Here is a 26,014-nt window from a genome sequence, read left to right as displayed (position 1 = left end):
ATGGCGGACATGGCTCAGTCCTCCCGCGTACCCATCAGGCCCTTGGGGCGGAAGATGAGCATGAGTACCAGGAACAGATACGGCAGGATGGGCGCCATCTGCGAAATCGTCAGGCTGAGCACGGGCCAGCCAAAGCTGTCGGGCGTCAGGTTCATGCCCATGCTGTTAAACAGCGAAGCCCAGGAGTAGTCCAGCGCCACCGCAAAGGTCTGCACAATGCCAATGAGCAGCGAGGCCAGAAACGCGCCGGCCAGCGAGCCCAGCCCCCCCACAACCACCACCACAAAGATGATGGAGCCTACCGACATGGCCATCGATGGCTCAGTCATGTAGGTGTTGCCGCCAATCACACCGGCCAGCCCGGCCAGTGCACAGCCACCGCCAAACACCAGCATGAAAACGCGCGGCACGTTGTGGCCCAGCGCCTCCACCATTTCAGGTTTTTTCAGGGCCGCCTGAATGACCAGCCCAATGCGTGTGCGGGTCAGCACCAGCCACACGGCCAGCAGCATGAGCAGCGCCAGCAGCATGATGAACGAGCGCGATTTGGGGAACTGCGTGCCATACAGCGTAAACAGCGGCCCCTGCAGCGCGGCGGGCAAGGCGTAAGGCACGGCACTGCGGCCCCAGACCAGTTGCACCACTTCCAAAATCAGGTATGACAGGCCAAACGTCACCAGCAGCTCGGGCACGTGGCCGTACTTGTGCACTTTGCGCAGGCTGTAGCGCTCAAACACAGCGCCCAGCACACCCACCAGCAACGGTGCAATGAGCAGCGCTGGCCAGAAACCGATGACCCCGGAGAGCATGTAGCCAAAGTAAGCGCCCAGCATGTAGAAGCTGGTGTGGGCGAAATTGAGAACGCCCATCATGCTGAAGATCAGCGTCAGCCCCGAGCTGAGCATGAACAGCAGCAGTCCATAGCTCACGCCGTTGAGCAGCGATATGGTGAAGAACTCAAGCGTCATCGAAAGGCCTTGGTTTCGGAGCGTTGGGGACAGAGAGCGGTTTGGATCCGACTCAGGACGGGCGCTTCATCTGGCACGAGGTGGGCGTGCTGGCCACATAGGGCTCGAAGTACTTCACCGGAGCGAAGGTGTAGCCCGTGTTCTCGGCGTCATAGGGGTTCTTGCCGCCGGCCTTTTCCCAGCGCGTGATGTACAGGCCCTGCTGCAGTTGGTGGTCGCTCTTGCGCATCTCCACTTCGCCATTGAAGCTCTTGACCTTGATGCCTTCCAGCGCCGCCGCCACCTTGACGGGATCGGTGCCGCCGGTCTTGGCAAACGCCGCATCCAGCAGCGTGAACACGTGGTAGATCGAGCTTTGCGTGAGGTCGTCGTTCATCTTTTTCTTGAACTCGGCCATCAGAGGCTGGATGGGGCCGCCCATGTTGTAGTGGCCGTAACCCACGGTGTAAACCTTGCCGTCGGAGGCCGCGCCCATGGCCGTGGGCGAGCCCGAACCGAAGGCGTAGTAGGTGTAGAACTTGACGTTGTTCAGCCCCGCGTCATTGGCGGCCTTGAGCAGCAGCGACAGGTCCGAGCCCCAGTTGCCCGTGATCACCGTGTCGGCGCCTGACTGCTTGATCTTGGCGATGTAGGGCGCAAAGTCGCGCACTTGTGCCAGCGGCGCGAAATCGTCACCCACCACCTGCACGTCGGGCCGCTTGGCCTTGAGCATTTCCTTGGCGTATTTGGAGACCTGCTGACCGTGCGAGTAGTTCTGGTTGATCAGGTAGACCTTCTTGACCTCGGGCACGTCCTTCATATAGGTCGTCAGCGCCTCCATCTTCATGGAAGTGTCGGCATCCAGGCGAAAATGCCAGTAGCTGCACTTGCTGTTAGTCAGGTCAGGGTCTACTGCGGCGTAGTTCAGGTAGACGACTTCCTTGCCCTTGTTGCGCGCGTTGTGCTTATCCAGCGCATCCATGATGGCCAGCGCCGGACCCGAGCCATTGCCTTGCACCACGTAGCGCGCGCCCTGATCCATGGCCGAGCGCAGCACGGCCGTGGTTTCCTGCGGGCTGAGCTTGTTGTCCAGCGGGATGATCTCGAACCTCACGCCCGAGGCGTTCTTCCTGTTGAAGTCCTCGGCCATCAGCTGGAAAGTCTTGAGCTGGTTCGTGCCCACGGCGGCCATCAGGCCTGACAACGGGTCGATCCAGCCGATCTTCACGGTCTCGCCCTTTTGCGCCCAGGCCCCCGACGCACAGACTAGCATGGCCGAGGCTGCCGCCACCGAATGCACGATCCACTTCATGACTCTGCCTCCTTTTTCCGCTTGATTCGGATATCTGTATTGGCACCAGACTAACGCCTGAATGACAACGCCTCCTCGGGGAATGCCTTAGAAACTATCGCGCATGCGACTTGGCCGCAATCCTTGACACATTGACAACAAATAACCACCGATCAGACCGAAAAACCGTGTTTTGCCTGATTTCAGGCAAAAAAAAGGGGCACCTCGCGCCCCTTTGCGAAGTTCACTGGCCAGTTATGCCGTCATGAGGGTCGCTTCATCTGGCACGAGGTGGGCGTGCTGGCCACATAGGGCTCAAAGTACTTCACCTGCTTGAAGGTGTAGCCGGTGTTTTCCATGTCGATGGGGTTCTGGGCATCGGTTTTTTCCCAGCGGCTGATGTACAGGCCCTGCTGCAACTGGTGGTCTTGCTTGCGCATTTCGACATCACCGTTGAAGCTCTTGAACTTCATGCCCTCCATGGCAGCGGCCACCTTCACGGGATCGGTGCTCTTGGCGCGCTGGAAAGCCTCCGTCAGGATGGCAAAGCCGTGGTAGACCGCACCGGTGTACATGTCATCGTTGAATTTGGCCTTGAAGCCCTTGATGACGTTGTTGATGGGCCCCGGCATGTTGGTGTACGAGTAACCCACCGAATACACACGGCCCGCAGCGCCTGCACCCATGGCCGTGGGCGAACCAGTGGCCACCGCGTAGTAGGTGTAGAACTTGACGTTGTTCAGCCCCGCATCGTTGGCCGCCTTGATCAGCAGCGACAGGTCAGAGCCCCAGTTGCCGGTAATAACGCTGTCAGCACCTGACTGCTTGATCTTTGCAATGTAGGGTGCGAAGTCACGCACCTGTGCCAAAGGTGCCATATCGTCACCCACAATTTCAACGTCAGGGCGTTTGCGCTGCAGCATCTCCTTGGCGTACTTGCTGACCTGGTGGCCGTGCGCATAGTTCTGGTTGATCAGATAGACCTTTTTGACCTCGGGCACGTCTTTCAGGTACGAGGTCAGCGCCTCCATCTTCATGGAGGTGTCGGCATCCAGCCGGAAGTGCCAGTAGCTGCATTTGCTGTTGGTCAGGTCAGGGTCTACTGCGGCGTAGTTCAGGTACACCACTTCCTTGCCCTTGTTGCGGGCGTTGTGCTTTTCCAGCGCATCCATGATGGCCAGCGCCGGACCAGAGCCATTGCCCTGCACCACGTAGCGCACGCCCTGATCCATGGCTGAGCGCAATGCGCTGGTGGTCTCCTGCGGGCTGAGTTTGTTGTCGATGGCGATGATTTCAAACTTCACGCCGGCCGGGTTGTTCTTGCTGAACTCTTCAGCCAGGTACTGCCAGCTTTTCATCTGGTTGGTGCCCAGCGCCGCCATCAGGCCGGACAGCGGGTCTAACCATGCGATCTTGACGGTCTCGCCTTGCTGGGCCATCGAGGCACCGGCGCAGCTGAGCAATACGGAAGCGGCCACGGTCTTCAACACAAACTGCATGCTTGTCTCCTGCGTTGTAGGAATAGATTGAGGGCTGGTAGGAACTCACCGAAACACCCAGCAAGCGTAGTCAGTACACCGAGAAAACCGCATGGTGGTTTCACTCTTGGGACTATCCCCCTCCGTAGGAACCTGCATAAAAAAAGAGCACCCAACGCTTATGCATACTTACCTTTACATACATTCAGCATGCAAAACTAAGCAGGGCAAGCGCCAGTCGCTCATTTATTTAAAAGATCGTCAACAGCGGGGAGCAAACCCCGCTGTACCGCCAGCTACGCCGATGGCAGCTTGTAATCCTTGAGCTGTTCCCGCAGCTTGGTCTTGAGCATCTTGCCCGTAGCACCCAGCGGAATGGCATCCAGAAACACCACGTCATCCGGGATTTGCCACTTGGCAGTCTTGCCTTCGTAAAAAGCCAGCAGCTCTTCGCGGCTCAATTCAGCACCGGGCTTTTTAGAGACCACCACTATTGGGCGCTCGTCCCACTTGGGATGCGGCATGCCCACGCAGGCCGCCATGGCCACTGCGGGGTGGCCCATCGCAATGTTTTCAATGTCGATCGAGCTGATCCACTCCCCGCCAGACTTGATCACGTCTTTGGTGCGGTCGGTGATTTGCATGAAACCGTCTTCATCGATGGTGGCCACGTCTCCCGTGGGGAACCAGCCCAAGCCCTGCTCGTCCATCACCAGCGGGCTGTCGCCCTTGAAGTAACGCTCAATGATCCACGGCCCGCGTACCAGCAGGTCTCCGTAGGTTTTTCCATCCCAGGGCTGCTCATTGCCCTCGGCATCCACAATCTTCATCTCCACGCCATAAATGGCGCGGCCTTGCTTTTGATTGATCTTGAACTGGTCTTCCTTGGACAGTTTCAAGTGCTTGTTCTTGAGCGTGCACAGCGTGCCCAGCGGGCTCATCTCGGTCATGCCCCAGGCGTGCAGCACCTTCACGTTCAAGCCCTCTTCAAACGCGGTAATCATGGCAGGCGGGCAGGCTGCACCACCAATCACCGTGCGGCGCAATGTGCTAAAGCCCAGCTTGCTGGCCTGCACATGGCTCAACAGCATCTGCCAGACCGTGGGCACGCCCGCAGCGTAGGTGACCCCTTCCGCTTCCATCAATTCGTACAACGATTTGCCGTCCATCGCCGGGCCGGGGAACACAACCTTGGCCCCTGTCAGCGCTGCTGAATACGGAATGCCCCAGGCGTTGACGTGGAACATGGGCACCACGGGCAGCACCGCATCGCGCGCCGACAGCCCCATCACATCAGGCAGTGCAGCAGCGTAGGCATGCAATACGGTCGAGCGGTGGCTGTACAGCGCCGCCTTGGGGTTGCCTGTAGTGCCGCTGGTGTAGCACATGCTGGAGGCGGTGTTTTCATCGAGCTGCGGCCAGCGGTAGTTTTTGCTCTGCCCGCCAATCCACGCCTCATAGCTGATCAGCCCCGCAATGCCGCTGTCCGCAGGCAGCTTGTCGGCATCACACAAGGCCACCCATTGGCGCACGGTGGGGCATTTGGCATGCACCGCCTGCACCAAAGGCAGGAAGGTCATGTCAAAGCACACCACCTGATCTTCCGCGTGGTTCACAATCCAGGCCACCTGCTCCGGATGCAGGCGCGGGTTGATGGTGTGCAGCACGCGGCCAGAGCCACTGACGCCAAAGTACATCTCCATATGCCGGTAGCCATTCCACGCAATCGATGCCACGCGGTCACCATGGGCCAGCTTCAGGCCATCCAGCGCATTGGCCAGCTGCTTGGCACGCGCCCCCAGATCAGCATAGGTATAACGGTGAATATCGCCTTCTACACGGCGAGAGACGATCTGCGCATCATGGTGGTGCCGTGCTGCAAACTCAATCAACGACGAAATCAGTAACTGCTGGTTTTGCATCAATCCTTGCATGGATGTTGCTCCTTGGGTGTTCGAGTAAAGACCATGCGCTGCACCAGCACACAGGCTGGCAACACTTTAATCCTGCATCCTAAGCGCAGCCCCCACAGCGCCGATTGCGGGCTTTCCAGCATGCATGTGTCGCCAATGTGCCAGTTGGACGGCTTTTCACAGCCCATTTCCTGCACGCAACAAGGTTTCACAGCTTGGCCACAATGGCTGCATGCATTCATCCGATGGTTCTCGCGCCATAGCGTGGCAAGAAGGCTTTGGCCGCCTTGGCAGCGCTTTCCTTACCCACTTACAACCCACACCCTTGCCCAATGCGCAATGGGTGGCTCGCAGCCCTGAAGTTGCCAGTCTCGCAGGCTTGCCTGATGGGTTTCTGTACACCGATGCGGCCCTGCAAGCCTTCACCGGCAACACCGTATTGCCCGGCAGCCAGCCCTATGCAAGCGTCTATAGCGGCCACCAGTTTGGCGTGTGGGCAGGCCAGCTGGGTGATGGCCGGGCCATTCATCTGGGTGAAACCGCTGCAGGCTGGGAGCTGCAACTCAAAGGCGCAGGCCGCACGCCCTATTCACGTGGCGGTGATGGTCGGGCAGTACTGCGCTCGAGCATCCGCGAGTTTTTATGCAGTGAGGCCATGCACGCGCTCGGTATTCCCACCACACGCGCACTGTGCCTGACGGCGTCAGATGGCCCCGTCTACCGCGAAGAAGCCGAGACCGCCGCCGTGGTGACCCGCGCGGCACCCAGCTTTGTGCGCTTTGGCCATTTTGAACACTTTGCCGCGCGCGACATGCACCACGAGCTGCGTCAGCTGGCCGACTATGTGATTGACCGCTACTACCCCGCTTGCCGCAATGGCTGGCAAAGTGGCAGCGCCAGCACAGGCAACGCCTACGCAGCGCTGCTGTATGAGGTGGGTCAGCGCACCGCACAGATGGTGGCGCACTGGCAGGCCGTGGGCTTTTGCCATGGGGTCATGAACACCGACAACATGAGTATCTTGGGTCTCACGATTGACTACGGCCCCTTTCAGTTTCTGGATGCTTTTGACCCCAGCCACATCTGCAACCACAGTGACCATCAGGGCCGCTACGCATTCAACAAGCAGCCGCAAGTTGCCTACTGGAACCTGTTCTGTCTGGGTCAGGCCCTGCTGCCGCTGATTGAAGACGAAGACATCACCGTGCAGGCGCTGGAGGCCTACCGCCCCACGTTCAGCCACGCATTTCGCCGCCTGATGTGCCACAAGCTGGGCCTGCCATCGGCCGCCGACAGCCATGAGGCAGCGGTCACGCCCGTCATTGGGCAGTTGCTGGACATTCTGGCCGCCAGCCGGGTCGATCACACCATCTTCTGGCGCCGTCTGTCCCTGTCCGCCCAAGACAACGATTACGAGCGCGCACGCGAGCTGTTTTTAGATACCGCTGCGTTTGACCGCTGGTTGCTCACCTATCAAGAGCTGTCAGCCCAAACAGGCAAAGCGCCGGATGCCCATGCAATGCTCAGCACCAATCCGGCCTTTGTGCTGCGCAACCACGTCGGTGAATTGGCCATTCGGGCCGCACAAGCCGGTGATTTCAGCATGGTGCAATCATTGCAGCAGGTGCTAAGTCAGCCTTTTGTCGATCACCCAGCGCACAGCGCCTGGGCTGATTTCCCGCCCGACTGGGCCTCATCTATTGCGATCAGTTGCTCGTCATGACATTCCCCATCCAAAAGACCGACACCGAATGGTTTGAAGCATTGCAAGCGCAGGGTGCTGAACCAGTGGCCTACCAGGTCACACGCCACGCGGCGACAGAGCGCCCGTTCACGGGCAAGTACGAGCAGCACTGGGCCGATGGCAGCTATCACTGCGTCTGCTGTGGTGCGCAGCTGTTTCATTCCGACACCAAGTTTGATGCCGGTTGCGGCTGGCCCAGTTTTTACAAAGCCGTTCCCGGGGCAATCACCGAAATAGTAGATCGCAGCCACCACATGGTGCGCACTGAAACTGTGTGCAGCCAGTGCGGCGCACATTTGGGTCATGTGTTTGAAGACGGCCCCCAGCCAACGGGGCTTCGCTACTGCATGAATTCAGCCTCGCTGAACTTTCACGACCCAGCCTCACAGGGCAGCGCCTGCACCCCGCACGAAGACAGTCTGGACAGCGCCCACACCGACAGCGGTGACAGTGGTGATGGCAGCAATTGACCTTTGCATCGCTGAAAGCCTGCGCCTTGAAGGTTTTAGGGCCAGCATGTCTGCAGTGCTATGGCATGCTTGGCATCTTTTTCGCATGACCGCGGGCTTCTCCCAGTCCGAATGCATTTCATGAAACTGCTGATCGACTTTTTCCCCATTATTTTGTTTTTCGTGGCCTTCAAGGTCTGGGGCATCTACGCCGCCACGGCCGTTGCCATCGTGGCCACCATCATCCAAATAGCCTATCTGCGCATCAAAACTGGCAAGGTAGAAACCATGCAGTGGCTCAGTCTGGGTGTGATTGTTTTGTTTGGTGGCGCTACGTTGCTGGCCCACGATGAAAACTTCATCAAATGGAAACCCACCGTGCTGTACTGGCTGATGGGTGGCGCATTGCTGGTCGGTCATCTGATCTTCAAGAAAAATTTCTTGAAGAGTCTGATGGGCGCGCAGCTGCAATTACCAGAGTCCGTATGGACCACGTTGAACTGGGCCTGGACCATCTTCTTTGCGGTCATGGGCGTACTGAATCTGTGGGTGGCCTTTAACTTTGATACCGATGCCTGGGTCAACTTCAAGATGTTTGGCGGTATTGGCCTGATGCTGGTATTTGTCGTAGGCCAGGCCCTGTACTTGGGCCGCTACCTCAAGGAACCCGAGCAGACTTCGGCCAAGGAGCCGGGCAATGAGTGAAGGCATCACCGCCGCAGCCATCGAGCAAATGCTACGTGACAAGCTTGCACCCACGCAACTGCAAGTGATTGACGAAAGCGCAGCGCACGCTGGCCATGCAGGGGCCAATGGCACTGGTTTTGGCACGCACTTTCGCGTCCGTATCGCTGCACCTGCTTTTGAAGGCAAAAGCCGTGTTGCACGTCACCGCGTTGTGTATGATTCCTTGCAACACTTTATCGACCAAGGATTGCACGCCCTGGCGATTGAAGTGCTGTAAGCAGACGATTAGCTAGACCTGCCAACGGTCGTTGGCGGGCACCAACCACTTATCTTTTTCTTGGATTTCCGCATGAAAAAACAGCTTTTGCCCAGCCTTTTGGCTGCCGCCGTGTTGGGCACTGTCGCCCTTTCGGCTTCTGCGCAAAACTTGGCCATCGTCAACGGCAAGGCCGTGCCCCTGGAGCGCGTGACTGTGCTCAAGCAGCAAATTGAGCGCTCTGGCCGCCAAGTGCCTCCTGAGATGGACGCCCAGATCAAGGAAGAAGTCATTGCCCGTGAAATCTTCATGCAAGAAGCATCCAAACGCGGTCTGGACGCCACACCGGAGTACAAGCAGCAAATGGATCTGGCCCGCCAGACCATCCTGATCCGCGACCTGTTCACCGACTACCAAAAGAAGAACCCGGTCACCGACGCCGAGATCAAGGCTGAATACGAAAAATTCGTACAAGCCAACGCAGGCAAGGAATACCGCGCCAGCCACATCCTGGTGGAATCTGAAGACCGCGCCAAGGCCATCATTGCAGAAGTGAAGGCTGGCAAAAAGTTTGAAGACATCGCCAAGAAAGAATCCAAGGACCCAGGATCGGGAGCGCAAGGCGGTGATCTGGGCTGGGCCAGCCCTGCCAACTATGTGCCTGAGTTCACTGAAGCCATGGTCAAGCTGCAAAAGGGCGGCCTGTCTGATGCGCCCGTGAAGAGCCAGTTTGGCTGGCACGTCATTCGCGTGGACGACCTGCGCGATGCCCAGTTGCCTGGTCTGGAAGACATCAAGCCCCAGATCGCCGAGCAGCTGGAACAGCAAAAGATGATGCAGTTCCAAGAAGCGCTGCGCGCCAAGGCCAAGGTGCAATAAGCCACTGCGCCAGCACCCACAAAAAAAGCGACCCTCAGGTCGCTTTTTTTGTGGTCTGCACGGCCTGTTTATGCACCCCGTGTAATGGGCACCTGTGCGTCGCGTCCATAGGTGCCGTACTTGCCCAGCTCCCACTTTGCAATCGCGTTGCGGTGCACTTCATCCGGGCCATCTGCAAAGCGCAGCGTGCGCGATGTGGCGTAGGCGTGGGCCAGCGGGAAGTCCTGGCACAAGCCACCACCACCGTGCACCTGCATGGCCCAGTCGATCACATCGCAGGCCAGTTGCGGAGCAACCACCTTGATCATGGCAATCTCGGAACGTGCCACCTTGTTGCCCACGGTATCCATCATCCATGCCGCCTTGAGCGTCAGCAGACGGGCCATGTCAATGCGGCAACGCGCTTCAGCAATGCGCTCTTGCGTCACCGTTTGCTGGGCAATGGTCTTGCCAAACGCCACGCGGCTGGAAGCGCGCTTGCACATCAGCTCCAATGCACGCTCTGCCTGGCCAATCAAGCGCATGCAGTGGTGAATACGGCCAGGGCCAAGGCGGCCCTGGGCAATTTCAAAACCACGGCCTTCACCCAGCAGCACATTGCTGACAGGTACGCGCACATTCTCAAAGTACATCTCCATGTGACCGTGCGGCGCATCGTCAAATCCCAGCACGCTCAAGGGGCGCACTACACGCACACCCGGGGTATCGGCAGGAACCAGCACCATGCTTTGCTGTGAGTGCTTGGCGGCCTCTGGATCGGTCTTGCCCATGGTGATGTAGATTGCACAGCGCGGGTCACCCGCTCCCGAGATCCACCATTTGTGGCCATTGATGACGTATTCATCGCCCTGGCGCTCAATGCGTGTGCAGATGTTGGTGGCGTCGCTGGAGGCGACCTCAGGCTCGGTCATCGCGAAGGCGGAGCGAATCTCACCGCGCAGCAGTGGCTGCAGCCATTGGTCGCGGTGCTCCTGGGAACCATATCGGGCAATGGTTTCCATGTTGCCGGTGTCAGGCGCCGAGCAGTTGAACACTTCGGATGCCCAGCCCACACGCCCCATGATCTCGGCCAGTGGCGCGTACTCCTGGTTGGTCAGCCCCGCCCCCTGAACACCAGCGATTTCAGCCGTGTCTTTGGGCAAAAACAGATTCCACAAGTCTTGCTCTTTGGCTTTTTCTTTCAGGCCTTCAATGACTTTCAGTGGTGTCCAGCGCTTGCCTGCCTGCGTATTGGCTTCCAGTTCATGGTGAAAGGTTTCTTCTGCAGGGTAGACGTGCTCTTCCATGAAACGCAGCAAGCGTGCCTGCAATTCCTTGGTCTTAGGGGAGTAATCAAAATCCATGGAGTGCTCCTTTTCGTTAACTAGCAAACATGGGCATGCACTGCCCCCCGGCAGCTACAGGCCGTCTAACACACAAGGGGGTAAGGGGGGTTGTGACCGGCGCTGTTCAAGCGCCGTGTTTCTGTGCGTACGACCATGCCAGCTGTGCCATCGGACGTGCCGTATCGCCTGCTGCCTTGGCCTGTGCGCTGGAAGCTGTTCCGGCCTCCACACGTTTGGCAATGCCCTGCAAGATGGCCGCAATGCGGAACATGTTGTAGGCCAGATAAAAGTTCCAGTCTGCCTTGAGCTGCTCAGGCGTTGCCAGACCTGTGCGCTCGCAGTAGCGACGCATATATTCCGCCTCGCTGGGAATGCCTAGCGCCTGAATATCCAACCCACCGATGCCACGCCCCAGGCTGACAGGAATGTGCCAGGCCATGCAGTGGTAGCTAAAGTCTGCAAGGGGATGGCCCAGTGTGGACAACTCCCAGTCGAGCACGGCGATGACCTTGCCAGCATCAGGAGCAAACATGACGTTGTCCAGCCGGTAGTCACCATGCACGATGGAGACCTTGCGCTCGTCCCTGGCGCTATCGGGCATGTTCGCTGGCAGCCACGCCATCAACTGGTCCATCTCTTGGATGGGCTGCGTGACGGAGGCTGTGTACTGCTTGCTCCAGCGTCCAATTTGGCGTTCAAAGTAATTGCCGGGCTTGCCGTAGTCTGCCAGACCCTGCTGGCGCACATCCACGGTGTGCAGCGCCGCTATCACGCGGTTCATCTCGTCGTAAATTTCACCGCGCTGCGCGTTGGTCATTGCGGGCAGAGACTGGTCCCACAGAATGCGCCCCTCTTTGAACTCCATGATGAAGAAGGCGCGGCCAATGATGGACTCGTCCTCACACAATGCGTACATGTGCGGCACAGGGACATCGGTACCCGCCAGGCCGCTCATGACCTTGAACTCACGCTCAATGGCGTGCGCAGACGGCAACAGCTTGGCTACCGGGCCGGGCTTGGAACGCATGACGTAGCTGCGCCCCGGTGTGATCAATTTGTAGGTAGGGTTGGACTGCCCCCCTTTGAACATCTCTACCGTCACTGGCCCCTCAAAGCCTGCAACGTGCTGCACCATCCATGTGCTCAGCACTTGGACATCAAATTCATGTGCCTCAGAGACGGGTTTGGTACCTACAAAATGGTCAAAGTTGCTCATACGTCTTTAAAGGTCAGTTTCCACGATGCGCAAAAGCCCATCGCGGTCGCGCACCACCAACCCACCCGGCTCGATCCGGATGATGTTCTCGCGCTCCATGCCCTTGAGCTCTTGGTTCACGCGCTGGCGTGATGCCCCGAGCAGCTGGGCCAACTCTTCCTGCGCCAGTTGCAGGCCGATACGAATCTCCTCGCCATTGGCAAGGCTGGGAATGCCATAGCTGCGAGCCAGATGCAGCAGTTGCTTGGCCAGACGTGCCCGCAGTGGCAACGTGTTCAAGTCTTCCACCAAACCATAGAGCTGCCGAATGCGGCGCGCCGCCAGCCACAGCATGGCTTCGTAAAACTCTGTGTGTGTTGCCAAAATGCGTTTGAAATCTGCCTTGGCCACGCACAGCAGCGTGGTGGAGCCGTGCGCATACCCGTCGTGGGTGCGTCGATCCCCGTCGAAAATGGAGGTATCCCCAAACCACAGCCCAGGTTCGACATAGGTCAGCGTAATTTGCTTGCCCGTGATCGATGTGGAACTGATGCGAACCGCCCCCCTGGCGCACGCAAACCATTCTTCCGGCGCTTCGCCGCGGGCGCAAATTAACGCACCATCTTTGAATCGTTTGACGTAAGCGCATCGCAGAATGTCGTGCCTGAGAGAAGGTGAAAGGGATGAAAACCAGCGACCTGAGTTGATCGCTTCACGTTCTTCGATAGTAAGAATCGGATCGTCCATAGCCTGTCGTTTCTGTGACTGAAAACCAGACCATTGTCGCGTCAGAGACCAGCACGTTTCGCGCTTGAGCAGACCTCACATGGCCAATTTGTCCAGAAAGTGACACTTTTCGCTTTACAAAGCCAAAACACAAAGGGTTAACCCTTAACTTATTGTCTTCAAAGGACTTCTTTCAATAAGCCTGCATTCGTGCTTAGCGCGAATATGTGGTTTTTTTATTCGAAATTTCCGCTGTGCGGAACATGGTTATCCCCGCCGATGAGCCGACAGGCATGCCCAACAGCGGCCCAGCATGCAAAAAACAGCACGAAGTAATTCGGACCACAGCCCATATCTGCGCCACCAAGACTGCATGCGCCAGCGGCCATAAAAAAAGCATGGCAAGAAAACCTGCCATGCTTTTTGGGTGACTAACAGCGCTGACGTCATCAGCGCCAAAAGCCATTCGGATGTTCAGCTACGCTTGCTTATCTGTGTGCACTGGCACCACTGGAATGCGCGCACCGTGAAGATCAATCACGCAGGACACATCACCGATCTGCACCGGGGTGCCGTGAAAGCTGGCTTCCCATCCGTCAGTGAGTTTGAAGTTCATCGTTTCATTGACCAGCGTTCGCTCACCCTTCAACAATTGCATATCACTCGCACTTAACTCAATGCGCTGTGGATACGCGTTGTTGTGGGTTTTCCAGTGCTCGCGCAAGATAGCGATCAGGGTGTCATAGAGATTGGGCATGGCACTAATTTTAAGGGACAGCACCCTTACCGCAGTGCGGCAAGGGTGTGCTTATGCCTTTACCTGGTCGCTGCGCTGAACTGCATCAGAACTGGAAATCTGCACGCACCCAGACAGTGCGGCCAGGTTCTTGCAAGCGAGCGAACCCGGGATAACCAAAGCCTGCATTGCCTGCCAAGTTCAAATGCTCTGCATAGTCTTTGTCAAACAAGTTATCAACACCCGCGAGCAACTTGAGGTGCGAATTCACGCGATAGCTCGCATTGATGGCCAAGGTGCCAAAACCAGAGCTGGCCCCCAGATCACGCCCCACAATGTTGCCCTCATCCAAGCTATACCGGTGCTGGCCCGGGACCAGACGCCACAGAGCACCGGCGGTCCATGCATCTTGGGCGTAATCCAGCCCTAAGCGCAGTTCGGCAGGTGGAATTTGAGGCAAGGGCCGGTGATCAGTACGGTTGTCCGACCAGGTTCCTGCCAATGTGGCCTGCCCTGTCCATGACTGCGTCAAGCGGTAGCTGCCGCCCAGCTCCAAGCCCGCAGTACGTGCATCTACATTACGCACACTGGAGGTCATGCCCGGGTAATTGAGCAAGATGTAGTCCTGCACCACGCCCATATAAGCAGACACCCAGGCCTGAGCCTTGTCACTTTTCCATTGCGCGCCCACATCCAGCTGGGTGGTTTTTTCGGGCTTGAGTGTTACGAATGCATTGCCTTTGCCCACCGCACTATTGCCCGGCGAGATCAGCTCCCAGTAATCAGGGAAGCGCTGAACATGGCCAACCCCTGCATAGACCGTTGTGCCATCCGCAGCCACGTGCTCCCAGCGCAGAAAGCCACTGGGCATGGCCGAGCTACTGCGTGTATCGACCTGTGCCGTGCCATAGCGCTGCGCCTTGGCTTGATCCAGACGCAAGCCCCCTACCCAGCGTGTCTGCACACTGGCCTGCCAGCCCAATTCTGCAAACCATCCCCAGTTAGAAAACTTGGCATCGCGCACACGCTCTTTTGTCTGGAAAGGCAGCAGTGGCGTTCCTGTGCGCTTGTCGTGCGGGCTGGTGTACATATCCATGCCTGTGGTCAGCTCCCATTGCGCCGCGGGTTGCACAGTGGCTGCGACGCGCCCTCCTGTTGTGATGCGGCGCACATTGCTGGCCATGCCACCCGCCATCATTCCTGACGCTGGGGGTGTTCGCAGCTTGAAGTTATCCATCACATGGTCTGCGTTGTGGTGGTAAAGCTGTGCCTCCACTTTGGATAGCCAGCTGTTGATTTGGCGCTTTTCAAAGCGCAGCCCCCAGCTTTCTCGACGAAACTGGGTGCCGTCCATACCGCGCGCACCATACCGCGCCTCACCATCTCCAGCGCCAGCGCTTAACTCCAGCAAAGTCTGGGCATCGGGGGTCCAGCCCAGCGCAACGTCCGTGTTCCATTTTTCATAGGCTGAAGGCACGCGACGCCCGGCACCATCTTGGTAATCCTGGCTGTGCGCGCGGTTGGCACTCATCCGAGCAAACATGCTGGCATTCCCCAGCTCCAGCTCCACACGCTGGTCATTGCGGCCATGGCTGGCACCTAGCACGCTGGCAGAACCACGCGCACCAGGCTCGGTAAATTCAGGTGGCAGGCGATCAAAACGCACCACCCCCGCCGATGCACCAGGCCCCCACAGCACGGTTTGCGGCCCTTTCACCAAGGTGAGCTGGTCATAGGTCTCTGGGGAGATGTACGAACTGGGCGCATCCATGCGCGAGGGACAAGCGCCCATCAACTGCGAGCCATTGGTCAATAGCGGCAGCCGTGAGCCAAACTGCCCCCGAAACACGGGGTCGCTGTTCGATCCACCACTGCGGATGGCAGAAAAACCAGGAATGCTCTTGAGGTAATCCGCCGCATCACTGGCAGGAATAGGTTGCCGCGGCTGTTTAGGGTCGGTGACCACCTGCGCGAAAGAGTGATCGTGAATCGCCGTCACAACGACTTCTGGCAGTCGCTCACCTTGCTCAACAGGCATTGCAGCCCGGCTGACAGAGGCCATTGAAAACACGGATGCACACGCCCAGACACACACGCCGGGGGTCAAAGGGCCACGCGGTGCCCAAAATTGTTTATTCATCTTGCAAAAATCCGCGCCCCTTCCCTGCTGCAAAAGTCACAAGCGTGCAGGCACGCCTGCCCTGCGTGCATGCGGGTCAAGGCAAATTTGAATGAGGGATCGGCGCATCCACAAGGAATGCGCCCGTTTCAAACGCGCGCGGAAACGGGAGGTCCACGGGGCGGCAATTGCGCCGCCACCTGCAAGGAGGGAGGGAAATGTGCCGGGCGCCGCCAGTTTTCCAGGTAGGCGGGCTCAGGGTATTGAGCCAGTTGCAATGACCACGCAGGCGGCGGACTCAGTGCAATACAGAGCAAACATTGCGGATCTTGGTGATCGCTGTGTGGATTGCTGCTGTGGTCTTGATCGACCTGTGCCCCCACCCAAAGCGGCATCTGAACCAGGGTGCTAGCCGCACCCTCTGCCTCTGAAATACAGAGGCTTTCGTGCATCGCAACAGCCAGCGAATCGCTGCTCGTCGCCAGCCCACGCACGCGCGCACCAGAAAGCAGCGCTACCAGCCATAGCGCTGTAAACACCATAAAAACGATGGTGTGCAATCGACGGTTGTGACGCAGCTGCTCTAGCATGGGCGCCCATTATCAAATATGCGCGACTGCGCGCACCGCAGATCAAATAGCAAAGACAGTGCAATCTGCGGCAGATTTGCGCCTGCGCAACTTCTCTGAACAACGTGGCACAATCGCCCCGCTGCTTTCCTGCAGCAATTCGCTAGGGGTGCCCTGTGTCGCAGACAGAGGGCTGAGAGAGTCCCTTTGAACCTGATTGAGATCATCCTCGCGCAGGGAAGCTGTTCAGCTGGCCTATGCACCCGCACGCTTTGAGCGCTGCCCGGGTGCTCGCCTGTCACGGCCCCTGCTTCGTTGGCATACGGAGCATTTAATGAGCCCCTCTTCTTCCACACCCGCTAACCAGGCGCTGTCACAGACTTTGCCGTCTGAACGGGTGTTTGCCTTGCGCGACCACGCGGCCCTGTGGTTCAGCCTGGGCGTTGGCTTGCTGGTCATGCAGGTTGGTGCCTATTTATTGCCGGCACTGTCTACCCAGCAAGCCGTATTGGCGATTGTTTTAGGCTCAGCTTTAGGTGCAGGCCTTTTGGGCTGGATGGCCAAAATTGCCTGCGATACAGGCTTGTCCAGCGCAGCACTGATGACGCATGTGTACGGTCGTCAATTTGCCAAACTGCCTATTTTGCTGAATCTGGTGCAGCTCATTGGCTGGGGCACATTTGAACTGGTGGTCATGCGCGATGCCAGCGTTGCCATTGCACGTCAGGCAGGTGGCATGGTGTCCACGTTCTGGCCTGTGGTGATGACACTGGTCTGGGGTGGCGTGATTGCGCTGCTGATCAGTGGCTCCATGCTCAAGCTGGTGCGCCAGCTGATCGCACGTGTGGCACTGCCACTGGTGATCGCTTCACTGCTATGGCTGACATGGCACTTTGTGGGCCTGGCAATGGAGCAAGGCTGGCACAGTCTGTGGCATCGTGAAGGCACGGGCGGCATGGGCTGGTTACCCGCCATGGATCTGGTCATTGCCATGCCTATTTCCTGGCTCCCCCTCGTGGCCGACTATGCACGCCACGGCCGCGATGGCCGTAGCGCCCTGCGCGGCACATGGCTGGGCTATGCCGCAGCCAATATGTGGTGCTACGGTCTGGGTGTCCTGGTGACACTGACGCTGCCTAGCGCCGACTTGGTCACCGCCTTGCTGCTGGCCCAGGGTGGATTGATTGCACTGACCTTGATCTTGATTGACGAAGTAGACAATGCATATGGCGACACCTACTCAGGGGCCATGGCCGCGCACAGCATCGTGCCGCGCTGGACTCTACGCCGCTGGGGCCTGGCTCTGACGCTGGTGTGCGTTCTGCTTGCACTGGTACTGCCCATGCACAGCATTGAGCCATTTTTATTGATGCTCAGCTCCGTGTTTGTGCCTTTGTTTGGTGTCATCCTGGGCCGTCTGGCATGGCAGTCAGCACCTCAGCGCCTGTCCCAAGCTGCCCAGTGGCTGCAAGATGCACACCATACCCATTGGCCTGCAGTGCTGCTGTGGCTGTCGGGCGTGGCGTTTTACCATCTCCTGCCCTCGATTGCAGCAGAAGCTGGCCGCTCAGTGCCAACATTGATTGTCTGCTTTGTCTTGGCGCGCTGGTTACCGCGCACACCAGCATCCCGCGTGTGATCAAGTGAGGGCAATTTGCAAGTTGTGTCTAGACGTTTCATCACTTAATATCGGCCGCAACGCGATGACGTCAGGATTTCGCTCTGCTTTTTGCGTGTCAAATCCAAAATCAGAAGCGCCATCCAAGGCATGATTCATGCCATTGCAGGCAACGCGTTATACGTAAGTGCCTCAACCATTGATTCACAGGAGTTATTACCGCGTGCTGCCTCAACTTGCCCTTCACCTGACCGGCCGCCTGCGCCGCGGCGGCATTGCTGCCCTGTTGCTGACAGGCGCTCTCGCCTCCGCCCCTACGTTGGCCCACGCACAAGAGTTTTTGAGCATCAAGGGCAAAACCGTCAACATCCGTGCAAAACCCAGCACGCAATCCGAAATTGCCTGGGAGCTGATCAACGGCTACCCCGTAGAAGTGATCGCCAAGCAAGACGATTGGGTCAAGGTCAAAGACTTTGAGGGGGCATTGGGCTGGGTGCACAAACCCCTGACATCGACCGAACCTCACTTTCTGGTGAAAGCCGACACCGTCAATCTGCGCTCGGGCCCTGGCACCAGCCACAGCGTGGTCACCAAGCTGAAGAAATACGACATTGTCAAAACCATTCAAAAGCAAGACGAATGGGCCAAAGTGCAAACGTCTGAAGGCCAGGAGGGGTGGATGCTGGAAAAACTGGGCTGGGGCTGGTAAGAGCTGCAATGTGGCAACTCTCCACCCAAAGAAAAACGGCGCTTTCAGCGCCGTTTTGTATTTTTAACGTGCCCGCCCTGAAGAACGCTTAGCTACGGAAGATGACTTGTGGCAGCGGCGCAAAGCCATGGTTCAGTGGCCCCTGCCCTTTGCCTGTGTGCACCTGCGCCCCGGAAGCAATGGCCCCGACAATGTAGGTGCGCGCACTTTCCACAGCAGCCACCAAATCAAAGCCCAGAGCCATGTGCGCGGCAATCGCCGATGACAGCGTACAACCCGTACCGTGTCCGTTGTGCGTGTGAATGCGCTGCGAGCCCAGTTCTTTGCGCAGGCCGCCAGCGCCTGCCAGCAAATCCATCACCCAGTCACCAGGCAAGTGACCACCTTTGAGCAACACATGGGGTGCGCCCATCTCCAGCAGGGCCTGGGCTGCAGATTCCATGTCACTGATGGCCGTAATCTTGCCGCCGATCAACCAGCCTGCCTCATCCAAATTGGGCGTAATCACGGTGGCCAGTGGAAACAGCTCGCGCACCAGCACATCTACGGTTTCGTCATGAATCAGCCTGTCGCCACTGGTCGCCACCATCACTGGGTCAAGCACTACATTGGTGATGCCATAGCTGCGGATCGCCTCGGCCACCACGTGCACCACTTCGGGGGCATGCAGCATGCCGATTTTGATGGCGTCGACACCAATATCCTGCATCACTGCGTCGATCTGGGCCTTGAGCATTTCCGGCGGAATGCCATGAATGCCTCGAACACCCAATGTGTTTTGCGCCGTGATGGCGGTAATGGCGGTCATGCCATAACAGCCCAAAGCGCTGAAAGTTTTAAGGTCGGCCTGAATGCCTGCGCCGCCACCACTGTCAGAGCCGGCGATAGAGAGCACACGGGGATAGCGCGGCAACTGGGTAGATGCACTGCTTGAAGGCAGGATTTGCGTAGTCATGCCAAAAATTATGACCCAAGCCAAGGCTTGTTCACATGCTGGCCTCGCAGTTGCCCCCCATATGATGTAATTGTCGCTTGCGGACGAAACAGGGGTGTCCTGCTGCGCCAAGCCTATCGCTTACGCGGCAAGCGACTGAGAAACACCCTGGGGCAATCGACATCACAGCATGTGCCCCGTTACCCGATCCAGATCATGCTGGCGTGGGGAGTTTCACCAGAGCGGCGGCCCGAGACGGCTGCAACGCCCGTTTTGTCCATGGCGATACCTAGCAACGGACGAAATACTGACCATGATCGCTCTCACCGCACCCTCTCACATTGCTATTTTGGGCGCAGGCCTGATGGGCCGTTTACTGGCTTTGGAGCTGGCGCGCGAAGGGCACCGCGTGGAAGTCTTTGAAGCCAAGGGGCCAGAGGCCGATGGTGCCGCTGCACGGGTGGCTGCCGCCATGCTGGCGCCTTTGGCTGAATCTGCGATCACCGAGCCCGGCGTAGTGCGCATGGGTCAGTACGGCCTGAACCGCTGGCCACAATTGATTGCCCAGCTGGACGATCACGTCTACTTCCAGCAAAACGGCACACTGGTGGTGTGGCACCGCCAAGATGCCGCCGATGCCAACCGCCTGTGCGGCCTGTTTGAGAAAAACCGCCGCATCAACCCCAGCCTGCCTGCACTGGAAACACTGACCAGCGACCGCTTGAATGAAGTAGAGCCAGCCTTGCAAGGCCGCTTTAACCAAGGCGTGTATCTGCCCGGCGAAGGCCAGCTGGACAATCGCCAGTTGCTGGCCACACTGGAAAAAACGCTGACCCGCCTGGGCGTCACCTTCCATTGGCATACCCCGCGCGAAACCACCGATTTCACCCCTGGCACCGCCCACCAGCCTGACCTTGTGATTGACTGCCGGGGCCTGGGTGCCCGCACTGAATGGCAGGACCTGCGCGGCATTCGCGGTGAAGTGGTGCGCGTGCACGCCCCCGAGGTGACACTGCAACGCCCCACGCGCTTGGTGCATCCGCGATACCCCCTGTACATCGCGCCCAAGGAAGATCACATCTTTGTCATTGGTGCTACCGAGATTGAATCAGACGACATGGGCCCGGCCAGCCTGCGCTCGGTCATGGAGCTGCTCAGCGCCCTCTACACCGTGCACTCCGGTTTTGCAGAAGCCCGCATTTTGGAAATTGCCACCCAGTGCCGCCCTACACTGCCTGACAATCTGCCTGCCGTGCGCTGGCTGGATGAGCGCATCTTGCAGGTCAACGGCCTGTACCGCCATGGCTACATGATCTCGCCAGCCATGCTGGACATCACGCTGCAAATCTTGCGCACCGGCAGCACCGAACTGGCGGCCAGTTTTGATGTGGCCGTGCATGACACGGCAGACGCTTAAATTTTGAAACGGGGGGCCTGCGCCCCCTGCCTAAACGCCCATGAACATCACCATCAACCAGCAACCTGTGCAACTGCCTGCCAACGCCTCAGTGGCCGCCGCCATAGAGCACTGGCAAGCCAAGCCGCCGTTTGCGGTGGCCGTGAACACCAACTTTGTACCTAAATCACGCTATGCCATCCACCTGCTCGCCGAAGGTGACCGCATGGAAGTGATTGCTCCCGTCACCGGCGGCTAAACTGCTTGCCGCACATAATTTATACAGTCATATCAGCCTCTAGCACTTATCACAAAAGCGCTGGTAGCTCACAAATTCAGCCATGAGCAAATACACCGCCCCCGCAGACAGCTTGGTGCTGTACGGCCAGACCTTCCACAGCCGCCTGTTGCTTGGCACTTCACGCTATCCATCGCCCGCCGTGCTGGAAGCAGCGGTGGCCCGCGCCAAGCCTGCCATGGTGACGGCCTCGTTGCGCCGCCAGGGCAGCAATGCGGCCGAAACCGGTGCCAGCTTCTGGGAGCTGCTGCGCAAGCTGAATGTGCCCGTGCTGCCCAATACGGCAGGCTGCATGACCACACAGGAAGCCATCACCACCGCGCAGATGGCGCGTGAAGTGTTTGACACCCCCTGGATCAAGCTGGAGCTCATTGGCGATGACTACACCCTGCAACCCGATACGCTGAACCTGGTGGAAGCCGCATCCATCCTGATCAAGGAGGGTTTTCAGGTGCTGCCTTACTGCACCGAAGACTTGGTGCTGTGCCAGCGACTGGTAGACGTGGGCTGCCAGGCCGTCATGCCATGGGCCGCGCCCATTGGTACGGGCCGTGGTCCCGCCAACCCCTACGCCATGCAAATGCTGCGCGAGCGCCTGAAGGTGCCCCTGATTGTGGATGCCGGCCTGGGACGACCCAGCCACGCTTGCACCGTGATGGAGTGGGGTTTTGATGCCGTGCTGCTGAACACCGCTGTGGCCCTGTCTGAAGACCCCGTGCGCATGGCCGGTGCCTTTGCCGATGCCACACAAGCAGGCCGCGATGGCTATCTGGCTGGTGCCATGGCCGAGCAAACCGCAGCCCAGCCCAGCACCCCCGTTCTGGGCACACCGTTTTGGCACCATGACTGAGCAGCACATCCCTGGCATGGTTGCCGCCATCATTGCTGCCCACGCAAGCACCTTTGCACCAGAAGGCAACCGCTTGCCTGCGCAACCCACACCTGTGGCTACTAGCCAAGACCCCGTCTACCTGGCCGCACTGCAAGCGTGCAGTGCGCTGGGCTTTATCGCCATCGATGCGCAATGTCTGGCACAGGCATGGCAAAACCAGAGCCAGCGCACAGGCCTGTTTGATGCAGCGCACTGGCCCGATGCGCCGCAAGACTTTGGCCTGGCCGGCGCTGACCCACAGCTCGCCTTCCCGCAATGCCCACGTGCCCTGGGCCTGTACGGCGTACTGCCCAGCGCCGAATGGGTAGGCCGCATGGCACGTGCCGGTGTACCCACAGTACAGCTGCGCTTTAAAAGTGACGACCAGAACGCCATTCGCAATGAAGTTGCAGCCGCCGTACAAGCAGTACAGGGCACCAAGGCCCTGCTGTTCATCAACGACCACTGGCAAGCCGCCATCGACGCAGGGGCCTACGGCATTCACGTTGGGCAGGAAGATCTGGATGCACTGCAAGGCGCGCAGCTAAACGCCATCCACGCCAGCGGCCTGCGCCTGGGTGTCAGCACCCATGGCTACGCCGAAATGGTGCGTGCCCATGCCGTGCAGCCCAGCTATATCGCTTTGGGCGCGGTATTTCCCACCACCCTCAAAAAGATGGAAACCGCACCGCAAGGTGTGGCCCGCCTGCAAGCCTATGTGCGCTTGATGCAGCAATACCCGCTGGTGGCCATTGGCGGCATTGCAGCAGAGCAGTTTCCTGCCATTTTGGCCACAGGCGTCGGCTCTGTGGCCGTTGTGCGCGCCTTGGTCAACGCCCCCGAGCCTGAGGCTGCTGCCCACCATTTGCTGGCCTGCATGCGCTAAGCGATCACCGCCTTTTCCATAGATCACCCAATCTGGCACAGCTTGTGCTTTGTATACAAAAGCAGCACGCAGGATGCCCCCACGCACCTGAAGTGGGCAACTGGTGAGCAACGTTTTCAATTGATCTATGGAGGGAAATACCATGAAAAAATCTCTGATCGCTTTTGGTGCCGCCTTGGCATGCATGGGTGCTGCACAAGCGCAAAGCAATGTGCAGTTGACTGGCTTGGTCGATATGTATGTGGGCTCGATGAAGACCGCAGGCAAAGAGCGCACCAGCGAAGTCGGCTCTGGCGGCATGACCACCTCCTGGTGGGGCATGAACGGCACAGAAGACCTGGGCAATGGCCTGAAAGTAGGCTTTGCACTTGGCGCTTTCTTCCGCGCTGACACCGGCACCCCTGGCCGCTTTAATGGGGATGCGTTCTTTGCTCGCGATGCCAACGTGTCTTTGTCTGGCGGTTTTGGTACTTTGAAGCTGGGCCGCTCCATGGCCCCTAACTTCTTGCCAACCATCCTGTTCAATCCCTACGGTGACTCTTTCACCGTCTCTCCTTTGGTGCTGCACTCCGTAGGCAACAACGCTGCAGATACAGGCTGGAGCAACCAGATCACCTACAGCACACCCACATTTGCGGGCCTGCGCGCCAATCTGCAGTACCAGTTTGGTGAACAAGCCGACAAATCTGGCACCAACAACGTTGGCGCCAACGTGTTCTACAACCAAGGCCCCCTGGCTTTGACCGCCGTGTATGAGCAAGCCGACATCGGCAACCCCGGGCTGGCCAACTACAACGCCCTTGGTTATTCCAAAGACAAGTGGATGGTGGGTGCAGCTTATGACTTCAGCGTGGTCAAGCTGTACGCCACTTACGGCCAAGCCACGCAAGACTTCAGCACGGGTGCTGATGACATCAAAAAGAAAACCTATTCTCTGGGCCTGGATGTACCTGTGACCAAGGCTGGCACAGTCAAAGTGGCCATGGCACAAACCAAGACAGACTCTGTCTCCGGCAAGTGGACGACAGCCACCGTGGGCTACGATCACTTCCTGTCCAAGCGCACTGACGCCTATGCAGCCGCCATGTATGACAAGAACAGCGCACTGATCGACAACAAGTCCGGCACCAGCCTGGCAGTCGGTATCCGCCACCGTTTCTAAGCCCGTGCTCTACGTAAAAAAGCCCCGAGTTCGGGGCTTTTTTTGTGTCTCTTAACTTTATTTAATAGCTTTCAACGCTTTCCACACAATGATTTCAGATACTTATCTATCTGAATCGCTTTATTCATCAGCGCTAACAGCTCACTTTTTCAGTGCATCCTTACGTTGCCCTTCCTGCAGCACCTGCAGGCGCAAATCCACTGCTTGCAATAGCGCTGCATCACCCGCTTCCTGCGCCCAGCGCCGCTCTACCAGCAGCCACGCCATGGCCGCCCTGCGCCAGCCTTGCTGTGAGGCCACATCCACCGCCAGTTGCACCTGCATGGGGGTAATGGCCCCGGCGCGCAGTGCCACACCGGCTGCCGTCAGTTGCGACAGTGCCTGCCCCGCAGGCAGGCCCGCAGCCACTGGTGCACCCCCCAACAACTGTGCAGCCATGGCTTGCTGTGCCTGCGGCAGCAACGGCACATCGGCAGCGGTGTGCGCTCCTTTCAGATAACGGGCGTAAGCCTGCTCCGCAGGTTCAGCGCCAGCGCCGTAGCGCTCGTAGCGTGGACAGTCCGTCAGCTCCAGCGCTGCAGTTTGCGCTGCGCATTCCAGCAAGGCCATGCGTGCCATCTGGCTGGGCAGGCCGGTGGCGGCCACTTCGTTAAAGGCTTTGCTCCACTCCACATCGGCCACGCGCGTCTGGCCCTTCAAATACGCCTGCACAGCGCGCTCTGAGGCAGATTGCGCCTCCAGCGCCCATTTCGGGGCTGGAGGTTTGCTGCCACATGCGGCCAGCCAGACACTGACCAAGCCCAGTGCAATGGGCCATCGCAAAGTATTTTTCATGGCAGCTTGACCTCGGCTTCTTTGGCAAACGGCCATTTGCGCTGCAAATCGGCCAGCATGTCTTCGATCTTGCGCAGATTGCTTTCCACCTCATTGCGCAGTTGCCCAATATCGCTGCTCGCATCGTTCACATTGGTGCTGATGGATTCGGCATTCACCAACACTGCATCGAGCCTCTTCAAGCTGCCACGCGTTTCTTTCAGCAATTGGTTGAGTGTCTCCACGGTGGCTCGCACTTGCGGCATGACGCCGTTGGCATCAAACACCTGCTGGTCTGCACGCTGCACCACATGGTCCATGCGCGCCAGCAACTGGTTGGTACGCTCCAGCATCTCCACCGTTTTTTGCGCATTCTCTGGGGTGCCCAGCAACACCTCCATCGCCCCGCTTTTGCCATTGAGTTTTTCGCCCAGCTGGCGTATTTGATCCATCGATTTGCCCAGGGCAGAGTCTTGCGCAGTCATCAGACTCAGGTTGTTGAGCAAGTCTTTGGCCATAGCCACAATCTGCGGAATCTCGGCAGTAGCATCGCCACGCAGCACCGGACGCTCTGCGCCATCGTGCAAGGGAGGGTCCTGCAATATCCCGCTATAGGCCTTGATGGTGGTGCCACCCACAATGCCTTTGACCAGGGTGAATACGCTCGACTCTCGCAGCCAATGGGCATCTTTGCGAGGCACGGCCACCACAATGCGCACGTTCCCATCGTTGGCCAGCTCCAGCTTGCTTACCCGGCCAATGGGAAAACCAGAGAACGTCATGTCCATGCCCACGGACACGCCTTCCGAATCATCCGAAGTCAGCACCAGAGTCTGAGTGGGCTCAAAAGCACCGCGTGCATACAGCAGGTACAGACCAGACCCCACGATCAACGCGATCGTGAACAGCAGCAACGCTGCCGCTTTGCGCTCCAAATGGGCCACGGGCCGCAGTGATGGCGTGGCTTCTGGCTGTGGTGCCGCAGAAGACTGCATTCGTGTATCAGACAAGAT

The 26,014-nt window shown here is 58.5% G+C and carries 25 protein-coding genes and 1 riboswitch; of the genes, 12 read left to right on the top strand and 13 right to left on the bottom strand.

What is annotated here, in order from left to right; genetic code table 11:
* Window positions 1-14 precede the first annotated feature (14 nt).
* From H9646_RS13115 to H9646_RS13100, 4 genes are all read right to left on the bottom strand, one after another.
* Complete coding sequence (locus tag H9646_RS13115) at window positions 15-968, bottom strand: branched-chain amino acid ABC transporter permease (protein WP_191723816.1); 954 nt, start codon at window positions 966-968, stop codon at window positions 15-17.
* 52 nt (window positions 969-1,020) lie between these two features.
* A complete protein-coding gene (locus H9646_RS13110) occupies window positions 1,021-2,259 on the bottom strand; it encodes a branched-chain amino acid ABC transporter substrate-binding protein (protein ID WP_191723815.1) in 1,239 nt (412 codons plus the stop codon).
* Window positions 2,260-2,501: 242 nt separating this feature from the next.
* Window positions 2,502-3,737 carry a branched-chain amino acid ABC transporter substrate-binding protein gene (locus H9646_RS13105; RefSeq protein ID WP_191723814.1) on the bottom strand — a complete coding sequence of 412 codons (1,236 nt, stop codon included), beginning with the start codon at window positions 3,735-3,737 and terminating at the stop codon, window positions 2,502-2,504.
* A gap of 275 nt (window positions 3,738-4,012) precedes the next feature.
* The gene (locus H9646_RS13100; protein WP_191723813.1) at window positions 4,013-5,650 is read right to left on the bottom strand and encodes a 3-(methylthio)propionyl-CoA ligase; all 1,638 of its coding nucleotides are present in this window, start codon (window positions 5,648-5,650) and stop codon (window positions 4,013-4,015) included.
* A gap of 211 nt (window positions 5,651-5,861) precedes the next feature.
* On the opposite strand from H9646_RS13100, the gene H9646_RS13095 reads away from it, so the two are divergent.
* The 5 genes from H9646_RS13095 to H9646_RS13075 all read left to right on the top strand — a co-directional run bounded on the left by H9646_RS13095 (window position 5,862) and on the right by H9646_RS13075 (window position 9,644).
* Window positions 5,862-7,352, top strand: coding sequence for a protein adenylyltransferase SelO (locus H9646_RS13095; protein ID WP_191723812.1), 1,491 nt, complete (start codon window positions 5,862-5,864; stop codon window positions 7,350-7,352).
* Complete coding sequence (gene msrB, locus H9646_RS13090) at window positions 7,349-7,843, top strand: peptide-methionine (R)-S-oxide reductase MsrB (RefSeq protein ID WP_191723811.1); 495 nt, start codon at window positions 7,349-7,351, stop codon at window positions 7,841-7,843. The genes H9646_RS13095 and msrB overlap by 4 nt, the downstream gene beginning before the upstream one ends.
* Window positions 7,844-7,963: 120 nt before the next feature.
* The gene (locus H9646_RS13085) at window positions 7,964-8,527 is read left to right on the top strand and encodes a septation protein A (protein ID WP_191723810.1); all 564 of its coding nucleotides are present in this window, start codon (window positions 7,964-7,966) and stop codon (window positions 8,525-8,527) included.
* Window positions 8,520-8,786 carry a BolA family protein gene (locus H9646_RS13080; protein ID WP_191723809.1) on the top strand — a complete coding sequence of 89 codons (267 nt, stop codon included), beginning with the start codon at window positions 8,520-8,522 and terminating at the stop codon, window positions 8,784-8,786. The genes H9646_RS13085 and H9646_RS13080 overlap by 8 nt, the downstream gene beginning before the upstream one ends.
* 72 nt (window positions 8,787-8,858) lie before the next feature.
* Window positions 8,859-9,644, top strand: a complete 786-nt coding sequence (locus H9646_RS13075) for a peptidylprolyl isomerase (protein ID WP_191723808.1) — start codon at window positions 8,859-8,861, stop codon at window positions 9,642-9,644.
* A 68-nt stretch (window positions 9,645-9,712) separates the two neighbouring features.
* Here H9646_RS13075 and H9646_RS13070 read toward each other — a convergent pair whose 3' ends face one another.
* The 6 genes from H9646_RS13070 to H9646_RS13040 form a co-directional block, all read right to left on the bottom strand.
* A complete protein-coding gene (locus H9646_RS13070; RefSeq protein WP_191723807.1) occupies window positions 9,713-10,987 on the bottom strand; it encodes an acyl-CoA dehydrogenase family protein in 1,275 nt (424 codons plus the stop codon).
* A gap of 106 nt (window positions 10,988-11,093) precedes the next feature.
* A complete protein-coding gene (locus H9646_RS13065) occupies window positions 11,094-12,185 on the bottom strand; it encodes a phosphotransferase family protein (protein ID WP_191723806.1) in 1,092 nt (363 codons plus the stop codon).
* Window positions 12,186-12,191: 6 nt separating this feature from the next.
* Window positions 12,192-12,911, bottom strand: a complete 720-nt coding sequence (locus H9646_RS13060) for a Crp/Fnr family transcriptional regulator (RefSeq protein WP_191723805.1) — start codon at window positions 12,909-12,911, stop codon at window positions 12,192-12,194.
* A 457-nt stretch (window positions 12,912-13,368) separates the two neighbouring features.
* A complete protein-coding gene (locus tag H9646_RS13050; RefSeq protein WP_191723803.1) occupies window positions 13,369-13,647 on the bottom strand; it encodes a hypothetical protein in 279 nt (92 codons plus the stop codon).
* Between the two features lie 85 nt (window positions 13,648-13,732).
* A complete protein-coding gene (locus tag H9646_RS13045) occupies window positions 13,733-15,766 on the bottom strand; it encodes a TonB-dependent copper receptor (RefSeq protein ID WP_191723802.1) in 2,034 nt (677 codons plus the stop codon).
* A gap of 128 nt (window positions 15,767-15,894) precedes the next feature.
* Entirely contained in the window at window positions 15,895-16,335 is a 441-nt protein-coding gene (locus tag H9646_RS13040; protein ID WP_191723801.1) for a hypothetical protein, read from the bottom strand.
* Between the two features lie 134 nt (window positions 16,336-16,469).
* Window positions 16,470-16,571, top strand: a riboswitch (TPP riboswitch).
* A gap of 77 nt (window positions 16,572-16,648) precedes the next feature.
* On the opposite strand from H9646_RS13040, the gene H9646_RS13035 reads away from it, so the two are divergent.
* Window positions 16,649-17,953, top strand: a complete 1,305-nt coding sequence (locus H9646_RS13035; RefSeq protein ID WP_191723800.1) for a purine-cytosine permease family protein — start codon at window positions 16,649-16,651, stop codon at window positions 17,951-17,953.
* A gap of 202 nt (window positions 17,954-18,155) precedes the next feature.
* Complete coding sequence (locus tag H9646_RS13030) at window positions 18,156-18,641, top strand: SH3 domain-containing protein (RefSeq protein ID WP_318244922.1); 486 nt, start codon at window positions 18,156-18,158, stop codon at window positions 18,639-18,641.
* A gap of 88 nt (window positions 18,642-18,729) precedes the next feature.
* On the opposite strand, the gene thiD is transcribed toward H9646_RS13030, so the two are convergent.
* Window positions 18,730-19,596, bottom strand: a complete 867-nt coding sequence (gene thiD / locus H9646_RS13025) for a bifunctional hydroxymethylpyrimidine kinase/phosphomethylpyrimidine kinase (RefSeq protein WP_191723799.1) — start codon at window positions 19,594-19,596, stop codon at window positions 18,730-18,732.
* A gap of 292 nt (window positions 19,597-19,888) precedes the next feature.
* On the opposite strand from thiD, the gene thiO reads away from it, so the two are divergent.
* From thiO to H9646_RS13000, 5 genes are all read left to right on the top strand, one after another.
* Entirely contained in the window at window positions 19,889-20,992 is a 1,104-nt protein-coding gene (gene thiO, locus H9646_RS13020) for a glycine oxidase ThiO (RefSeq protein WP_191723798.1), read from the top strand.
* Between the two features lie 40 nt (window positions 20,993-21,032).
* Window positions 21,033-21,230, top strand: coding sequence for a sulfur carrier protein ThiS (gene thiS / locus H9646_RS13015; RefSeq protein WP_191723797.1), 198 nt, complete (start codon window positions 21,033-21,035; stop codon window positions 21,228-21,230).
* A gap of 82 nt (window positions 21,231-21,312) precedes the next feature.
* Complete coding sequence (locus H9646_RS13010; protein ID WP_191723796.1) at window positions 21,313-22,119, top strand: thiazole synthase; 807 nt, start codon at window positions 21,313-21,315, stop codon at window positions 22,117-22,119.
* A gap of 16 nt (window positions 22,120-22,135) precedes the next feature.
* Window positions 22,136-23,026, top strand: coding sequence for a thiamine phosphate synthase (thiE, locus tag H9646_RS13005; RefSeq protein WP_404813106.1), 891 nt, complete (start codon window positions 22,136-22,138; stop codon window positions 23,024-23,026).
* Between the two features lie 142 nt (window positions 23,027-23,168).
* Window positions 23,169-24,188, top strand: coding sequence for a porin (locus H9646_RS13000; protein ID WP_191723794.1), 1,020 nt, complete (start codon window positions 23,169-23,171; stop codon window positions 24,186-24,188).
* Window positions 24,189-24,329: 141 nt separating this feature from the next.
* On the opposite strand, the gene H9646_RS12995 is transcribed toward H9646_RS13000, so the two are convergent.
* The gene (locus H9646_RS12995; RefSeq protein ID WP_191723793.1) at window positions 24,330-25,022 is read right to left on the bottom strand and encodes a hypothetical protein; all 693 of its coding nucleotides are present in this window, start codon (window positions 25,020-25,022) and stop codon (window positions 24,330-24,332) included.
* Window positions 25,019-26,011 (bottom strand): MlaD family protein, encoded by a 993-nt coding sequence (locus H9646_RS12990; RefSeq protein WP_370551198.1) that lies wholly within the window; start codon window positions 26,009-26,011, stop codon window positions 25,019-25,021. Before H9646_RS12990 ends, H9646_RS12995 begins: the two co-directional genes overlap by 4 nt.
* Between the last annotated feature and the right edge of the window lie 3 nt (window positions 26,012-26,014).

This window comes from Comamonas avium (assembly GCF_014836675.1).
Lineage (GTDB): Bacteria > Pseudomonadota > Gammaproteobacteria > Burkholderiales > Burkholderiaceae_C > Comamonas > Comamonas avium.
Note: the sequence above shows the minus strand (reverse complement) of the source record. Positions and strands in the feature narration are given on the sequence as shown.

What these genes read in the sequence shown, in the direction of transcription:
- H9646_RS13115 (WP_191723816.1), bottom strand. Translation starts at nt 968, where the DNA reads ATGACGCTTGAGTTCTTCACCATATCGCTGCTCAACGGCGTGAGCTAT.
- H9646_RS13110 (WP_191723815.1), bottom strand. Translation starts at nt 2,259, where the DNA reads ATGAAGTGGATCGTGCATTCGGTGGCGGCAGCCTCGGCCATGCTAGTC.
- H9646_RS13105 (WP_191723814.1), bottom strand. Translation starts at nt 3,737, where the DNA reads ATGCAGTTTGTGTTGAAGACCGTGGCCGCTTCCGTATTGCTCAGCTGC.
- H9646_RS13100 (WP_191723813.1), bottom strand. Translation starts at nt 5,650, where the DNA reads ATGCAAGGATTGATGCAAAACCAGCAGTTACTGATTTCGTCGTTGATT.
- H9646_RS13095 (WP_191723812.1), top strand. Translation starts at nt 5,862, where the DNA reads ATGCATTCATCCGATGGTTCTCGCGCCATAGCGTGGCAAGAAGGCTTT.
- msrB (WP_191723811.1), top strand. Translation starts at nt 7,349, where the DNA reads ATGACATTCCCCATCCAAAAGACCGACACCGAATGGTTTGAAGCATTG.
- H9646_RS13085 (WP_191723810.1), top strand. Translation starts at nt 7,964, where the DNA reads ATGAAACTGCTGATCGACTTTTTCCCCATTATTTTGTTTTTCGTGGCC.
- H9646_RS13080 (WP_191723809.1), top strand. Translation starts at nt 8,520, where the DNA reads ATGAGTGAAGGCATCACCGCCGCAGCCATCGAGCAAATGCTACGTGAC.
- H9646_RS13075 (WP_191723808.1), top strand. Translation starts at nt 8,859, where the DNA reads ATGAAAAAACAGCTTTTGCCCAGCCTTTTGGCTGCCGCCGTGTTGGGC.
- H9646_RS13070 (WP_191723807.1), bottom strand. Translation starts at nt 10,987, where the DNA reads ATGGATTTTGATTACTCCCCTAAGACCAAGGAATTGCAGGCACGCTTG.
- H9646_RS13065 (WP_191723806.1), bottom strand. Translation starts at nt 12,185, where the DNA reads ATGAGCAACTTTGACCATTTTGTAGGTACCAAACCCGTCTCTGAGGCA.
- H9646_RS13060 (WP_191723805.1), bottom strand. Translation starts at nt 12,911, where the DNA reads ATGGACGATCCGATTCTTACTATCGAAGAACGTGAAGCGATCAACTCA.
- H9646_RS13050 (WP_191723803.1), bottom strand. Translation starts at nt 13,647, where the DNA reads ATGCCCAATCTCTATGACACCCTGATCGCTATCTTGCGCGAGCACTGG.
- H9646_RS13045 (WP_191723802.1), bottom strand. Translation starts at nt 15,766, where the DNA reads ATGAATAAACAATTTTGGGCACCGCGTGGCCCTTTGACCCCCGGCGTG.
- H9646_RS13040 (WP_191723801.1), bottom strand. Translation starts at nt 16,335, where the DNA reads ATGCTAGAGCAGCTGCGTCACAACCGTCGATTGCACACCATCGTTTTT.
- H9646_RS13035 (WP_191723800.1), top strand. Translation starts at nt 16,649, where the DNA reads ATGAGCCCCTCTTCTTCCACACCCGCTAACCAGGCGCTGTCACAGACT.
- thiD (WP_191723799.1), bottom strand. Translation starts at nt 19,596, where the DNA reads ATGACTACGCAAATCCTGCCTTCAAGCAGTGCATCTACCCAGTTGCCG.
- thiO (WP_191723798.1), top strand. Translation starts at nt 19,889, where the DNA reads ATGATCGCTCTCACCGCACCCTCTCACATTGCTATTTTGGGCGCAGGC.
- thiS (WP_191723797.1), top strand. Translation starts at nt 21,033, where the DNA reads ATGAACATCACCATCAACCAGCAACCTGTGCAACTGCCTGCCAACGCC.
- H9646_RS13010 (WP_191723796.1), top strand. Translation starts at nt 21,313, where the DNA reads ATGAGCAAATACACCGCCCCCGCAGACAGCTTGGTGCTGTACGGCCAG.
- thiE (WP_404813106.1), top strand. Translation starts at nt 22,136, where the DNA reads ATGGTTGCCGCCATCATTGCTGCCCACGCAAGCACCTTTGCACCAGAA.
- H9646_RS13000 (WP_191723794.1), top strand. Translation starts at nt 23,169, where the DNA reads ATGAAAAAATCTCTGATCGCTTTTGGTGCCGCCTTGGCATGCATGGGT.
- H9646_RS12995 (WP_191723793.1), bottom strand. Translation starts at nt 25,022, where the DNA reads ATGAAAAATACTTTGCGATGGCCCATTGCACTGGGCTTGGTCAGTGTC.